The 15,499-nt window shown below is 60.2% G+C and carries 9 protein-coding genes and 1 rRNA gene; 1 reads left to right on the forward strand and 9 read right to left on the reverse strand.

All coding sequences use genetic code 11. The features are described 5' to 3' along the window. Window positions 1-28: 28 nt before the first annotated feature. Both mmsB and H8F23_RS04000 read right to left on the reverse strand, forming a co-directional pair. Window positions 29-931 (reverse strand): 3-hydroxyisobutyrate dehydrogenase, encoded by a 903-nt coding sequence (gene mmsB / locus H8F23_RS03995; protein WP_150691775.1) that lies wholly within the window; start codon window positions 929-931, stop codon window positions 29-31. Between the two features lie 10 nt (window positions 932-941). Then, complete coding sequence (locus H8F23_RS04000; RefSeq protein WP_007911618.1) at window positions 942-2,468, reverse strand: CoA-acylating methylmalonate-semialdehyde dehydrogenase; 1,527 nt, start codon at window positions 2,466-2,468, stop codon at window positions 942-944. 149 nt (window positions 2,469-2,617) lie between these two features. Between H8F23_RS04000 and H8F23_RS04005 the strand changes: the two genes are divergently transcribed. Beyond that, window positions 2,618-3,565, forward strand: coding sequence for a LysR family transcriptional regulator (locus tag H8F23_RS04005; protein WP_194933479.1), 948 nt, complete (start codon window positions 2,618-2,620; stop codon window positions 3,563-3,565). On the opposite strand, the gene H8F23_RS04010 is transcribed toward H8F23_RS04005, so the two are convergent. The 7 genes from H8F23_RS04010 to rrf form a co-directional block, all read right to left on the reverse strand. Beyond that, window positions 3,562-4,014: an OmpA family protein gene (locus tag H8F23_RS04010; protein WP_194933492.1), complete on the reverse strand. Its 453-nt coding sequence runs from the start codon at window positions 4,012-4,014 to the stop codon at window positions 3,562-3,564. The two genes, H8F23_RS04005 and H8F23_RS04010, sit on opposite strands and share 4 nt — an antisense overlap. A 47-nt stretch (window positions 4,015-4,061) precedes the next feature. Next, the gene (locus tag H8F23_RS04015; protein WP_194933480.1) at window positions 4,062-5,330 is read right to left on the reverse strand and encodes a diguanylate cyclase domain-containing protein; all 1,269 of its coding nucleotides are present in this window, start codon (window positions 5,328-5,330) and stop codon (window positions 4,062-4,064) included. Continuing rightward, the gene (locus tag H8F23_RS04020; RefSeq protein ID WP_194933481.1) at window positions 5,327-5,902 is read right to left on the reverse strand and encodes a YfiR family protein; all 576 of its coding nucleotides are present in this window, start codon (window positions 5,900-5,902) and stop codon (window positions 5,327-5,329) included. The genes H8F23_RS04015 and H8F23_RS04020 overlap by 4 nt, the downstream gene beginning before the upstream one ends. Before the next feature lie 119 nt (window positions 5,903-6,021). Next, window positions 6,022-8,130, reverse strand: coding sequence for an exodeoxyribonuclease V subunit alpha (gene recD / locus H8F23_RS04025; RefSeq protein ID WP_194933482.1), 2,109 nt, complete (start codon window positions 8,128-8,130; stop codon window positions 6,022-6,024). After that, window positions 8,127-11,816, reverse strand: a complete 3,690-nt coding sequence (gene recB / locus H8F23_RS04030; protein ID WP_194933483.1) for an exodeoxyribonuclease V subunit beta — start codon at window positions 11,814-11,816, stop codon at window positions 8,127-8,129. Before recB ends, recD begins: the two co-directional genes overlap by 4 nt. Then, complete coding sequence (gene recC / locus H8F23_RS04035) at window positions 11,813-15,265, reverse strand: exodeoxyribonuclease V subunit gamma (RefSeq protein ID WP_194933484.1); 3,453 nt, start codon at window positions 15,263-15,265, stop codon at window positions 11,813-11,815. Before recC ends, recB begins: the two co-directional genes overlap by 4 nt. Window positions 15,266-15,418: 153 nt before the next feature. Then, window positions 15,419-15,499 (reverse strand): 5S ribosomal RNA (rrf, locus tag H8F23_RS29435); the annotation flags it as partial.

Raw genomic sequence — 15,499 nt, forward strand, 5'->3', positions numbered from 1 at the left:
CGCTAGCGGGCTAGCTCCCACAGTTCGTTCAGCGCTGTCCTTCTATTGCAGGCTTGCGATAGCTGTTGATGATCGCCGAGAAATCTTTGCCGCCATCCCCACGCTGACTCATCGCCTGATACAACTGCTGCGCCACCGCGCCGAGCACCACCGGTTGGTGCGCCTGACGCGCCGCCTCGGTCGCCAGACCCAAATCCTTGAGCATCAGTTCCGCACCGAATCCACCGGTATAACCGCGCGAGGCCGGCGCCGTTTCGACGATGCCCGGCCACGGGTTGTACATCTCCGAACTCCAGCAACGCCCGGTCGAGCTGTTGATGATCCCGGCCAGCACCGAGGTGTCGATGCCCAACGCATCGCCCAGCGCCATCGCTTCGCTGACACCGACCATCGAGATCGCCAGTAGCAGGTTGTTGCAGATCTTGGCGATCTGCCCGGTGCCGACTTCGCCGCAATGCACAATGTTGCGGCCCATTTGCGCCAGCACCGGTTGCAGGGTGGCGAACAGTTGCGGGGTGGCGCCGACCATGAAGGTCAGCGTCCCCGCCGTCGCGCCACCGGTGCCACCGGACACCGGCGCGTCGGCCATGGCCACGCCTTGTTTCGCCGCAGCGGCAGCCACATCGCGAGCGGTCTGCGGATCGATGGTGCTGCAATCCACCGCTGGCACACCTTGGCGAATGCCAGCCAGCACACCGTCCTCACCGAGCCAGACGCTGCGCACATGCACCGCCGCCGGCAGCATGGTGATCACCAGTTCGGCATCTTCAGCAGCTTCACGGGCCGAAGCACGAATGCTGCCGCCCAGTTGCTCCAGCTCCGCCAGCACGGTTTTGTTCAGGTCGACCAGATTCAGCGAGTGGCCAGCCTTGATCAGGTTGCGCGCCATCGGCGCGCCCATGTTGCCCAGACCGATAAATGCGATTTTCATGATCGATTCCTCAGCGCAGGTTGATGGTGGTGTTCACGCCGTCGTTGACGCTGTCGTCATCGAACCAGCGCGCCGTGACCGTTTTGGTCTGCGTGTAGAACTGCACCACTTGCTTGCCGTACGGGCCGAGGTCGCCGAGTTTCGAGCCGCGCGAACCGGTGAAGCTGAAGAATGGCACCGGCACTGGAATCGGGATGTTGATGCCCACCTGGCCGACGTCGATTTCCGTCTGGAATTTACGCGCCGCCGCACCGCTCTGGGTGAACAGGCCGGTGCCGTTGCCGAACGGGTTGGCGTTGACCAGCGCAATCGCCTGATCAAGGGTGTCGACTTCCAGCACCACCAGCACCGGACCGAAGATTTCCTGGGTGTAGATCTGCATGTCGGTGGTCACGCCCGAGAACAGGGTCGGGCCGACAAAGTTGCCCTGCTCGTAACCCGGCACCTTGATGTCGCGACCGTCCAGTTCCAGCTTGGCGCCTTCCTTGATGCCGCTTTCGATCAGATCGAGAATTCGTGCTTTGGCTTTTTTCGAGATCACCGGACCAACATCGGTGCCGGGCTCGTTACCGGCGTTGACGGTGAGTTTCTGCGCCAGCGCTTTCAAATCTGGCAGCCATTGTTTCGCCGCGCCGACCAGCACCACCACCGAGGTGGCCATGCAACGTTGCCCGGCGGCACCGAAACCGGCGCCGACCAGCGCATTCAGCGCCTGCTCACGATTGGCATCGGCCAGCACCACGGCGTGGTTCTTCGCGCCCATCATCGATTGCACGCGTTTGCCGTGCTTGCCGGCCAGGTCGTAAACGTGAGTGCCGACAGCGGTCGATCCGACGAAGGACACGGCTTTGATGTCCTTGTGCGTGCACAGGCCATCGACCACATCTTTACCACCATGAACCACGTTCAACACGCCCGCCGGAACACCGGCCTCGATTGCCAGTTCCACCAGCAACATGGTCGACAGCGGATCCTGCTCCGAAGGCTTCAAGACGAAAGTGTTGCCGCAAGCGATGGCCATCGGGAACATCCACAGCGGAATCATCGCCGGGAAGTTGAACGGCGTGATGCCGGCGCACACGCCGATCGGCTGACGCAGGGTGTAAGTATCGACGCCGCCGGCGACGTTCTCGGCAAACTCGCCCATCTGCAGGCTGCCGATCGAGCAAGCGTGCTCGACCACTTCCAGACCACGGAAAATATCGCCCTCGGCGTCGGCAATGGTTTTGCCTTGCTCGGCGCTCAGGACCACGGCGATGCGTTTGGAGTGTTCGCGGATCAACGCTTGCAGCTTGAGCATGATGCGCATGCGTGCGCCGATCGGGGTCAGTTTCCAGGTCTGGAAGGCGCGCTGGGCGGCGCTGACGGCAGCATCGACTTCAGCGGCGGTGGCGAACGGGACTTTGGCCAGCACTTGCTGGGTCGCCGGGTTGACGATGTCGTGCCATTCGGTGGTCTGCGACTCGACCCACTCGCCATTGATCAGCAGCTTGACCTTCTGGACCGTGGTTTCGTTGGGCGTAAGCGATGCGTTCATGCTGGTCTCCGAAACTTGTTTTTATCGTAGGAGCCAAGGCGAAGGGTTCGCCTTGAGATGAGGCGTGTGTCACGAATTGGTTGTCGGACTGTTTTTGGAGTATAGATGTGCAAACTTCTAATAAGAACGCACATATAAGCCCGTCCATCATGCAAAAAAACATCACCTCTCTAGGTTCGCTGAACTGGGACGACCTCAAGTTTTTCCTCGAAGTCGCCCGCACCCGCAAGGCCAGCACCGCGGCCAAACGGCTGGCTGTCGACTACACCACGGTGTCGCGGCGGATCAGTTCGCTGGAAGCGGCACTCGGCACGCTGTTGTTTGAAAAGTCGCGCACCAGCGGCTTCGTCCTGACCAGCGAAGGTCAGCGCTTGCTCGGTTATGCCGAGTCGATTGAAAGCACATTGCACATGGCCTGCGAGCAGGTATCCGGCTCTGGCGTTGCACTCTCCGGGCACGTGCGCATGGGTTGCACCGAAGGCTTCGGCAGTTTTTTCATCACCCCGCAGCTGAGCCATTTCGTCGACGCCTACCCGGCGATCTCGGTGGACATCCTGCCGCTGCCGCACTTCATCAGCCTGTCCAAGCGCGAGGCCGATATCGTCATTGCTCTGGAACGCCCGGAGCATGGACCGTACGTCTGCTGCAAATTATGCGACTACCGTTTGCAGCTCTACGCAACCCAAGACTATCTGGACAAACATCCACCGATCCGCCGCCCGGCCGATTTGAGCAAGCATCAATTCATCAGTTATGTGGATGACCTGGCGTTCAGCTCGGAGCTGCTGTACCTGGCGAACGTGTTGCCGGGCGCCAGCGCGCATTTGCGCAGCACCAGCGTGATCGCGCAGTTCGTCGCCGCACAGCAGGGGCGTTCTCTGGCGATTCTGCCGTGCTTCCTCGCCGCGCAGGATCCGCGTCTGCTGCCGGTGTTGCCGGAGGACATCGACATCACCCGGCAGTTCTGGATGTACTGCCGGGAGGATCTGCGCAAGCTGAAACGGATCACCCTGTTGTGGGATTACATCCGTGAGGTGACCGAGCGTAATCAGAGTCTGCTGATGGGGCAGACCCGCGACATGCAGTTCGCCGACTAGTCGGCGCTGACCACAATCGAGACCCGGCGGTTTTCCGTGCGACCGGCTGCCGTATCGTTGGACGCCACCGGCTCTTTGCTGCCCAGGCCCTGCAGCTGGATGTTTTCGTCCCTCATGCCGACTGTGCGCAGGACGTTGGCAACACTTTTCGCACGGCGCAGGGACAGTTGCTGGTTGTAGGTTTCCTTGCCCGATGCATCGGTGTGACCATCGACGCGCACGCGCTCGATACCGACGCCCAGCAATGCTTTGCCGATGCGTTCGACGATCTCGGTGCTTTGCGTATTCAGGCTTTCGACGTCGCTGCCAAACAGCACTTTGCCGGACAGGCCAAACTCCCAGCCCTCGTCAGTCAGTTCAAAGCCCTGTTGTTTGAGGACCGCAACTTGCGCCGGGGTCAGGCCTTTTTGCGGCGCGGTCTGGCAACCGGTCAGGGCCAGTACGGCCATCAACAGCACAGCGTAAAAAGATCGAATGGTCAGTGTGGACACGAGAGTCAGCTCCTGGTTTGCACGGAATCGACCGGGTGCTCCGCCCCGGCCGTGAATTGGGCGCCGCGCGACAGGCGCTTGGCTTGATACATCGCCGCATCGGCGGCATCGAGCAAGACCCCGGGCGTGACACCATGATCGGGAAAAACCGCAATGCCGATACTGAGCGAGGTCACCACACTGGTGTCGCCCGGCAACGCGATGGGCATGTCCATGCTGGCGAGGATCTTGTCGGCAATCCGCTCGGCATCTTCGACTTTGTGCAGCGGCGTAAGCAGAACAGCGAACTCGTCACCGCCCAGCCGGGCCACCAGATCCTCTTCGCGCAACTGCGCACGAACGCGGTTGGCCACGGCCACCAACACCGCATCACCGGCGGCGTGGCCGAAGTTGTCGTTGATGCCTTTGAAACGGTCACTGTCGAGAAACAACACGGCCACGCGCTCATCGTGTTTGCCGGCATTGCGCAACGCGCGGATCAACCGCCCTTCGAAAAAGGCGCGGTTTGGCAAACCGGTCAGGCTATCGTGACTGGCTTGGTGAGCGAGGGTTTCATTTTCGTTTTGCAGATGGGTTTGCCACGACTCCAGTTCGTCGAGCAAGGCGTTGAAGTCATTGCCGAGATTATCGAGTTCGGCGATCTGCGCCGGCGGCACGCGGCGGTCCAGCGCGCGTTCACTACGTGCGGCGTGGGCCACGGCGGCCAGGCTGCGCAGGGGGCCGGTGATGCCGCGTAACTGGCGCCGCGCCAGGTAGAGCGCGACCCAGGCGCTGATCGCGGTACAGAGGATGATCCCCGCCAGACCACTGAGCAGAAAGCGCATCAGACTACCACCATGACCAGTGAGCAATACGCGACCGATTTCACGGTCCTGATGCTCGATCGGCAGGCTGATGGGTTTTTCCAGGACGGCGCGGGTGATCTGCATTTCCAGCTCAGAGAACAAGCCGTTTTCCGGACGCTGCCAATGCGCGAGCAGTTGTCCCTGGCTGTCCAGCACCTGGGCATCAGCGACCTCTTCGGCGGAAGCAATCAGCGCCAGCGATTCGTTGGCGGCCGTCTTGTCGTTGAACACCACCGCAGCTTCCACGGTGTAGCTGATCGAACGGGCGATCAAGTGCAGGTTATGGTCGGCGTAAACCCGTAACGCCAATACACCGAGCAAAGTCAGCGAAACACTGGCCATCGCCACGCCCACCAGTGCGACAATCAAATGCCCTCGGCCGATGACCGCCCCCAACGTCGCGCGTTTTTCCGCTCGGAACAGTTTCATGGCGCCGCCGGTTTGCGACGCGACAATTGCAGCACGCTTGGATGAATACGCACGCCGCTGCGGGCAACAGAGTCGAGGTTGACCTCGAAAGACACCTGTTCATCGCCAACGCGTAGACAGAACAGACTGCCGACCGTGCACTGATCGCCGCCTTCGCTGATGCTCAGCACCGGATGACCGATCAGCGAAGCGAACAAGCGAGCGCGCTCATCCACCGTGAGTTTGCCGATGTACACCGCATCGCAGTCGCTGACGATGGCCGGGTTGTCGGCCAGCAGGCGACGTACGGTCACCGGCCGGCCGGTGGCTTGAGTGGTGCCTTTGACCAGATCATCGGTGTATTCAGTGGGGCCGACGATGCACAAGCGCAATTGCGCCGGTTCCACCGGCCAGCGCGCGTAGCTGAGAATGCCAAGAACAACCTGAGTGACAGATTTGGCCCGTTGTTCGGCCATGCCCGTCGGCGCTTGCGACTGTGCGACAGCCGCCCCCGTCAACAACCAGAGCAGACCGACAAGCAACGCGTGCTTGCAGGCAACTACGCGCTCTGTCGCCCAGACAGACACCTTCATGCAGGGATTCTCTTGGATCGTAGCGAAATGATGCCGCAACGATAGCACAGCACTGGAACGCCAGCGAGACAGCGACCTCTGACCGGTCGGTCAGTAATCGTCGTCAATCGTCTGGATTTTCACCCCCGAGGCACGGCGCCCTCCTCCAGTTCCAGCATCAGCCCGCTCAGGCGTTTGACCTTGCGCTGCACTGCCTCCTCGAACACCCCCGGGCGGGATTCGATCAGGGTGAACCAGTGCTTGGCGCGGGTGATGCCGGTGTAGATCAATTCTTTGGTCAGCACCGGGTTCAAGGCATCCGGCAGGATCAGCGCCGTGTGGGCAAACTCCGAGCCCTGGGACTTGTGTACCGTCATGGCGTAGACGGTTTCTACGTCATTCAGGCGGCTGGGCAGCACAAAGCGCACGCCGCCCTGGCCATCGTTGCGCGGGAACGCCACGCGTAACACCGCTTTGCCCGCGTCTGGACCTTCGCGCTCGGGCAGCTTGAGGGCGATCCCGATGTCGCCGTTCATCAAGCCCAGACCGTAATCGTTACGAGTCATCAGAACCGGACGGCCTTCGTACCATTGCTGATCGTTTTCAATCAGACGTGCTTTGAGCAATGCGGCGGTGATTCGTTGATTCAGGCCTTCGACACCCCATGGCCCTTTGCGCACGGCGCACAGCAACTGGAAAGTGTCGAAAGCTTGCAAGACTTCGCGGGCCCAAACGACCCAGTCCGGATGTTCGAGGGGCCGGCCCGAGGGTGGGCGCTGATCACGCAGCACACTCAGATAATCGCGGTAACCCTGCGGGCCGTCGCCGTGCCCTTCCAGCAGCAGGCGCTCCAGCTTGTGATCGTGTTCACCCTTGAGCGGCAACGAATACACATCGTCATGGTGTCCGGCGGTGAGCAACTGACGCGCTTCATCCGGCAACTGTTGATTGACCCGACGCGCGAGCTGACCGATCCCGCTGCCCTCGCCGAAGCGCCGGGAGTGGCGCAGCATGACCACCTGCTGGGCCAGCGGGTGAGCGCCATCGAAGTCTTCATGCAAGCCGCTGTCCTGCAACGACTCACCGCTGACTGACTCCAGCCACTGTCGGGTCTGCGGGCTGTACCAGCCACCCTCGGCGTCACGGCACAAATCCCCCAGCACAGCGCCGGCCTCCACAGAGGCCAGTTGGTCCTTGTCGCCCAACAAGACCAGGCGTGCATGGGGTGGCAAGGCATCGAGCAGATTGGCCATCATTTCCAGGTCGATCATCGAGGCTTCGTCGACCACCAGCACATCCAGTGGCAAACGATTGCCGGCGTGGTGGCGGAAATGGCGGGTGCCGGGACGGCTGCCCAGCAGACGATGCACGGTGGTGACGTCACAAGGAATCTTCGCCCGCACCTCTTCGGTGACTTTCAGCGACTGCACCTGTTGGCTGATGGACTCGGTCAACCGCGCCGCCGCCTTGCCTGTCGGTGCCGCCAGACGAATCCGCAGCGGGTGGCCGGTGGCTACGGCGGGTGCTTGAAGCAAGGCCAGCAAACGCACCACGGTGGTGGTTTTGCCGGTGCCCGGCCCGCCGGTGACAATGCTGAAGGCGCCGCGAGTGGCGAGGGCACAGGCGAGCTTCTGCCAGTCGATCACTGCTCCCGCCTTGGCGGATCCGAACAGCTCACTCAGTCGCTGCGGTAGATCGTCCGGTGTCGGCTCAACCTGTTGCAGACGCTGACGCAACGCCGTATCAATCCGCCGTTCGTAGGCCCAGTAGCGTCGCAAGTACAGGCGCTTGCCCGACAACACCAGCGGGCGCTGCTGTGCCGAATCACTGCTATCGGCCGCCAGTGCGACCAGAGAACTGCCCGCCAGAACCTTGCACCAGTGCGCGCCATCCAGCGCCTCGAGCAATTGCGAAGGCAGCAGCAACACACCACCTTGCACGTCCCCTTCGGGCGGCAGCGACAGAGCAAAGTCGGGAGCTTTCAGGGTTTCGTACAGATCGAGACAGACATGACCGTGGCCAAGTTGATGGCTGGTCAGGGCGGCCGCGAGCAGCACCAGTGGATCCGTGCCGCGCTCAAGTTCGTGCAGGAACCCGACAAACGCTTTGTCCAGCGCACGCAGCCAGCCGCGCTCGACCCAACGAGTCAGCAGTATCAACAGATCATCCGCGCTGGTCAGCGGCGACAGCCTCGACAGACTGTCGGCTGCCAACGGTGTCGGTAGCAGGTCGGCAAAGGTGCGGCTCATAGCAGGACTCCCTGTTCCCAGGCGGGTTCGGTCTTGGGTTCGGGTTTGCCTTGAAACATCCGGTCGAGACGCTCGATCAGCTCACGGGGCGGACGAGCGAAATACACACCGCGACTGTCCGCGCGAGTACCGCGCAGGAACAGGTACAACGCGCCGCCAACATGCCGGTCGTAATCGTAATCAGGCAGCCGTGCCTTGAGCTGGCGATGCAACGCCAACAGGTACAGCACGTATTGCAGGTCATAGCGGTTGTCGAGGATCGACTGTTCCATGGCCTGCTCGGTGTAAGCCAGATCATCCACGCCGAGCCAGTTGGATTTGTAGTCCGCCACGTAATAACGGCCATCGTGTTCAAAGGTCAGGTCGATGAAACCTTTGAACATGCCGTTGAGTTGCACCGGTTCGGCTGCCACGCGGGCTACGCCCAAGTGCGTGTGCTGACGCACCAGTTCGTCGAGTTTGACTACATCGACTTTATGGCTGGCGAACCAGAACTCCATCTCGACCCGATACTGCTTCAGTTGTTCGAGTACAACCGGTGGCTGCCCGCCGGCAATCGGCAGTGGCGATTTGAGCAAATGCTGCAACCAGTCACTCAAGGTGGTGATCCAACCCTCCCAACCGCGCAGGTTGCAGCGTCGGGCAATCGCATCCTCCAGCGCCTCGCGTGAAACGGCAAAGCCGTCATCTCCGGCCCATTCCAGCAAACCGTGGAGAAACGTTCCGGGATTGGGGCCGCGCGGAAAGCGGTGAATATCGGCACCGCCGGCAATGATTTCCCGTGGAGCATCGGGGTCGAGGCGTTCGTCATCAAACAGCTTTTGCGCTTGCGGGCTGTCCGGTGCTTCATCGCTGCCGCCACTCAACACGTCGCTGATCCGCAGAGCGCTGTAGGAGGCGATCCACCAGTTTTCGCTGGCCTTGCGCTTGGGCAACAGTGTGGCACTCAGCACGGCGTCATTGCGTGGCGGCTGGTAATGCTCGTCAGTGGGTTGGGGCATTTCATCGATATGAATAGCCGGGCAATCCTGTTGCAGGTCTTGCAGCCAGCGTTTCAGTTCGCTGGACTCGCCAAGCGATGCGCCGCCACCAAGCAGATAACCCAGCGCCGAGAGGTGCAGCACCGAGCTGTTGTTATTACCCCGTTTGAGATCCGTCACGCCCAACCAGCAGGCATGTTGTGCGCGAGTCAACGCAACGTAGAGCAAGCGCAAGTCTTCGGCCAGACGCTCATCGTCAGCTTGCGCTACCAACTCGGCAGTTGGTTTCAAACTCACCTGAGCCTTGCCCTCTGCATCATGGTAATGCAGTGGCAGGCGACTGCCATCCACGGGTTTTGCCGAACAAATGAACGGCAAGAACACCAATGGATATTCCAGGCCTTTGGACTTGTGGATGGTCACGACCTTGACCAATTGCTCATCACTTTCCAGACGCAGAATCTGCTCTTCGCCGGTCTGGCCAGACACTGCCAGCAGTTCAGCCAGATGGCGAATAAGCGCTTGTTCACCGTCCAGCTCTGCTGCTGCTTGCTGCATCAATTCCGACAGGTGCAAAAGGTTGGTCAGGACACGCTCGCCATCGGTGCGCGTCATCAAGGTTTGCGGCAGATGGAAGTTGTGCAGCAGGCGGCGCAACATCGGCAGCACGCCTTGCTTGCGCCATAGCTCGCGATAGCCACGGAACTGCATGACCCGGGTTTCCCAGACCAGTTCGTCCTGGTTCAGACGTTCCAGTTCAGCCAATGGCAGATTCAGGGTGATGCAAGCCAATGCGGCTTTCAGGGAGCGTTCGACATCCGGCTCGGCACAGGCCTTGAGCCAGGACAACAAATCGTGGGCTTCTTGTGCCGCGAATACCGAATCCTTGTCCGACAGGTAAACGCTGCGCACGCCACGGGCGGCGAGTTCTCCACGTACGGCCTGGGCCTCTTTGCCATCGCGCACGAGAATCGCGATGTCGGACGGCCTCAGGCCTCTGAAGTCTTTGCCGTCCTGAATAAACCCTGCGCTAGCGTTTTGCCCACCATTGAGCAGCGAGGTGATTTCGCTGGCGCACGCTGCCGCCAACTGCTGACGATAGACCGCACCTGACAGTGGCTGGTCGGTGGACAAGTGCCAGACATTCAACGCCGCGACAGCTTGCCCGGCAACTTGCAGCTGTTCCTTGCGACCTTGAGATTCGACGGGGAGGAACGGCACCGGGTTGTCGCCGTTTTTCTCGCGGAACAAAAACGCCCCGCGGCCCTGCTCTCGGGACTCGGCGCGTGCGAAAACATGATTGACCGCGTTGACCATGCCGTGGCTGGAACGGAAGTTGGTGCCCAGCGTATGCAGCCGGCCAGTGGTGGCCTGACGCGCGCGCAGGTAGGTATAGATGTCTGCACCGCGGAAAGCGTAGATCGCCTGCTTCGGATCACCAATCAGGAACAGGCCGGTTTCAGGACTATTGTCTTCGATGCGATAGATGCTTTCGAAGATTCGATACTGCACCGGGTCGGTGTCCTGAAACTCATCGATCAGCGCGACCGGGAACTGCTCGCGAATCAACGTCGCAAGACGTTCGCCCCCGTCGAATTGCAGAGCGGCATCAAGGCGCAACAGCATGTCGTCGAAACCCATCTCTGCGCGCCGCCGCTTCTCCTCTTCAAAGCGTGTGCCTACCCATTTGGCGGCATGTTGCAGCACCGCGGCATCAGGGGTTGGCAATGCATCGAGGCTCGACTTGAGCTTCGGCATGGCATCAAGGCCCGGGTGACTTGGAGCCTGACCTTTCCACGCTTCGGCCATTCCGTCGGGGGTCAGGCGGGTGAAACCGGTGCCGATATCCAGTTGCTCGAGGGACTCGTCTTCAGCCCACGCCTTGAGCTTATCGAACCAGGGTTCAAAGTAACGCGCCTGCATCTTGCGGCCATCGACGGTCTTGCTGGCGACGCCTTGGTGACAGATGGCGAGCAACTCATCTGCCCACTGGCGCCAGGGCATTTTCAGTTCGATCAGCGCCGCACGGCGTTCTTGCAGACATTCATCAATCAACTGCGCGGGCGCCTTGCCCTCGTCGCTGTCGCGCTCACTGGCGAACAGGCCGCGTACGCGAGGCAACAACGCCGCCGGCCCACCCCAATTGCTGCGAACCCAATTCAAGGCATCGCCCTGCATCGGATAACAGAACAGCCGCCAGTAATCGCGCAGCACTTCGCCGAGCAACTCGCTGTGATCGGTTTCCAGGGATTGGGTGAACAAGCTGCCGCTGTCGAACGCATGCTCACGCAGCATGCGCTGACACCAACTGTGGATCGTCGAGACAGCTGCCTCGTCCATCCATTGCGCGGCGACATCGAGGCGGTTGGCGCAACCGGGCCATTGTGGGGAGTCGAATTGATCACGCAATTCGGCGATCAGCGCGTCGGGCGCAGGCGTTTCGTCACGAAAGAATCGAGCGGCCTCAGCCAGACGCGTGCGTATGCGCTCACGCAGTTCCTTGGTCGCGGCATCGGTGAAGGTCACCACCAGAATCTGTGGTGGCAACAATTCTCGGCCGAATCCACACGCCTCGTCACCATGCCCGAGGATAAGCCGCAGATACAAAGCCGAAATGGTAAAGGTTTTACCGGTCCCGGCACTGGCTTCGATCAACTGGCTGCCACGCAGGGGGAAAGCCAGAGCAAGCGGTGTCTTCGTGCTCATGAGCGTGTCCCTTCGCTGGACAGTGATCGCCATGGTGCTTCGAACAATGGGCGATACAAGGCGTCGCACCAACCGGAGAATGTTTCGTCCGCAAGCAATGCATCGAAGTTGGCATATTGCCGGGCCAGTGCCGGACTCTCGCGGCGCTCGCCTTCGCTGGTCTGCCCATCGCCCTCATAGGCTTTGCGGGCAGCCGCTTCGGCCTTCAGCGGGTCGGTCTGAGAGAGCCACGCGAAAGCGGTTTTTACTGCAATCGGCAGTGGCTGTCGCATCCCGGCTTGCCAGGCGAGGAGCAAATCGCCGAGGAAACGTATCGCCCGATCTGGTTCCATCGGCTCAAGCAGCAACGTATCGTCGCTGGCCACCAGTGCGGTACTCAGGGACAATCCGCTGACGCAGGCCACCAGATGATTGACCCAGGGTTTGATCAGACGATGCCATTTACGGCTTTTTATCGAGCCAATGCTGTTGGGAATGGTCGTGACCGACAACAGGCCACCGTCAGCACGCTGATGCAAACCGGCGAGCCAGCCTTCGAGTCGCAAGCCCTGCAATTCAAGGTTGACCGGCGTGGCACTGCTCAACGGGGTCGGCCACAGTGTCAGCAATTGCTGATAACGCTGCAGTAGATCCGGCAGAGGTTCGATCAGCTCTCGTTGCAGGCACTCGCCAAACCCCGCCATTGGCAACAGACCGCTGTTTTGCAGACGTCGTGCCTGGGCAGTCAGCGCCTGTTCGACATTGTCCGGTTGCCTGAGAGCAGCTTCGAGCAGGCTGTCGCTGAGCGTGTAACGCTGCAATGCGTCCAGCACGAAGGGTTCTTCATCGGCCAGGGGGGCTTCGGCCGCTTCGAAATACACTTTGAGACGTTGGGTAAAAAAGTGCCGGACCGGGTTGCGCAAAAAGTCCTGCAACAACGCCAGGCTCAGGGGCTCATCTTGTACATAAGGCGTCAGCACCTGTGCTTCGTTTTGAGACTCATGCTGTTGATGCAGAACCTGCCATTCGCTGGCATAGCTGAAGAGTTGATCACCTTCATGAAAATAGCGCGCACTGAACGGTTGCAGTGGATGCTCTTGGGTCATGGCACTCAACAGATCACGATTTTCGTCGGGCAATCGCCAACCGCTGGCGAGGTGATCGCGCAGTTGGCCAATCAACACGGAGGCGGGTCGCTCACTGTTATCGCGGATGCTGCGCCCCACCCAGCTTATGTACAGCTGATTTCGCGCCGACAAAAGCGCCTCAAGCAAAAGATAACGGTCATCTTCACGTCGTGAGCGATCTCCCGGACGGTAATCGCTGCCCATCAGGTCGAAGTCCAGCGGCGGCTGTGCGCGTGGATAGTCTCCGTCGTTCATTCCCAGCAGGCAGACCAGTTTGAACGGTATGGCACGCATGGGCATCAGCGTACAAAAATTCACGGCACCAGCCAGAAAGCGCTGAGATAAACGCCCTTGGTCCAGACCGGCGAGCCAGGCTTCACGAACCACGGTCAGTGGTAGCTCATCCGCCAGACCTACAGCGTCACAGGTTTCCAGCCAGGTTTCACGCAGCTCTTCGAGTTGGGTCAACAAGTAGTCGTCATGCTCGTTACTGGCCTTGAAGAACAGTTGCATCAGGGCCTGCAAACGGTATCCCCACTCCTTGGGTTGAGCGGGTTGGGTGAGCTGTTGGTGGGCGAGCTCCAGCGCATCGAGCAGAGCCACCAACGGTCCGATCAGTGCGGCGTCGAGTCCGCCGATCTCATCGTAGGGTTCAATCCCTTCACATGCATTGGCACTGCCGACGGCATAGCCTAGAAGCATGCGACGCAGGCCGAAATGCCAACTGTTTTGCTCAAGCTCGTCGGGTAAACCCAGACCCGCTCGCTGCTCGGCATTCATGCCCCAGCGCACACCCGCGCCTTCGATCCAGCGATGCAGTGTCGGCAGGTCGCGCTCCTCCACACCAAAGCGCGCGCGGAGTGCAGGAACGTCGAGCAGGTCGAGAATTTCACTGACCGGGAAACGACTGTCGGGAAGCTTGAGCAGGTGTTCGACCGCGATCAGCAGTGGATCACGGCCACGTTGTCCCTGGTCCGCCAATGTGAAGGGGATAAACCGCGAATCATGCCGGTCAAGCTGACCAAATACTGCGCGGATATGCGGAGCATAGCTATCGACGTCAGGCACCATGACGATCACATCGCGCGGACGCAGATCCGGGTTGGCACTGAAGCGTGCCAGGAGCTGGTCATGCAGTATTTCGACTTCACGTTGAGCGCTGTGGGCAATATGAAAGCGGATCGACTCGTCATGCGCCAGATCGACTGCAGGCCAGTGTTCACGGGTTTCATTGAGTGGGCGCAACTCCAGGATGTCGTCCTGGAGTTGATTGAGCAGATTGTGTGGCTGAGTTTCGCTGAACAGGTCTATGCGGCCGTCGCGAAAAGCCGCCCGATAGCTATTGGGATCGTCATAACTGTCGAGCAGGTTGATGTAGTCTCGGCCCTGTTTGCCCCACGCAGCCAATAGTGGATGGGCGTGTTGATGCAGTGTTTCAGGATCCAGCACTGCTGGCATTCCGGTCTTGCGCGATTGCCGTTTGTATTGATGCCGCAGCAGATCCTTGTCGGCGACAATGTCGGCCCAATGGTGGCGGCACGGGTTGTGTACACACAGCAGAACCTGACTGAAACGCGCGAGCCCGGCCAGCGCTTCAAGCACTTGGGCTGGCAGCGAAGAAATCCCGAAAACGATCACTCGTGAAGGCAGTCCCGCAGGAGCCTCGGAGAGGTTGTTGATGCGCTCGATAAACCGTTGATGAACGCCAGCGCGACTCTGCGCCATACCCTGTTCGCCTACGTCATCCAGCAGCGCACGCCACAACTCAGCTTGCCAGCAACTGGTCGGGGGGAGAGGTTTTACCTCACCTCTGACATTGCGCAATTGATGCCGGCCTTCTGCCCAGTCTTCAAGCCAGTCAGCCCGGTACACCTGATACTGGTCGAACAGATCCGCCAAGCGTTCGGACAATTGATAGCGCTTGCGCAGGTCGGTGTCATGGGTGAGGAAGCGTTGTAACGGCTCAAAATGCGGACGATCAATGACCTGGGGAAGCAGGCGCATGAGGCGCCAGGTCAACGGGGCTTTATCGAGCAGGGATTTGGGAGGAATTTCATCTCGGCCCAATACCATGCGGTAGAGCTGCCACATGAAACTGCCTGGCAGTTGCACATCAATCGCTGCGGCAATACCGCAACCGCCAAGGTCGTCTTCCTCAGGGTCTTCGGCCAAAGCCAATTTGAGCCATTGGGCAATACCGTTGCTCTGCACCAAGGCAATTTCGTTTTCCAGGGGAGCCAGCGGATAGCGCCGCATGATGCTGATCACAAGGCTGCGCAGTTCATCCAGGCTGTTGCTCTGGACGACCATGAATGCAGCGTTGAGGGACTGAGCGTCCGGCATAAAGGATTCCTTGGAAAGTACGAAAGCCAGGGCAGAACCTTAGCATTGTCGGCAGGTTGTGACAGCCGGACGGCGTCCGTGAATGCTGTACGAACTTTCCTGCAGGCAAAACAAAACCCCAACTGCTTTCGCAATTGGGGTTTCGGAATTTAATCTTGACGATGACCTACTCTCACATGGGGAAACCCCACACTACCATCGGCGATGCATCGTTTCACTGCTGAGTTCGGGATG

This window comes from Pseudomonas neuropathica (assembly GCF_015461835.1).
GTDB classification, from domain to species: domain Bacteria; phylum Pseudomonadota; class Gammaproteobacteria; order Pseudomonadales; family Pseudomonadaceae; genus Aquipseudomonas; species Aquipseudomonas neuropathica.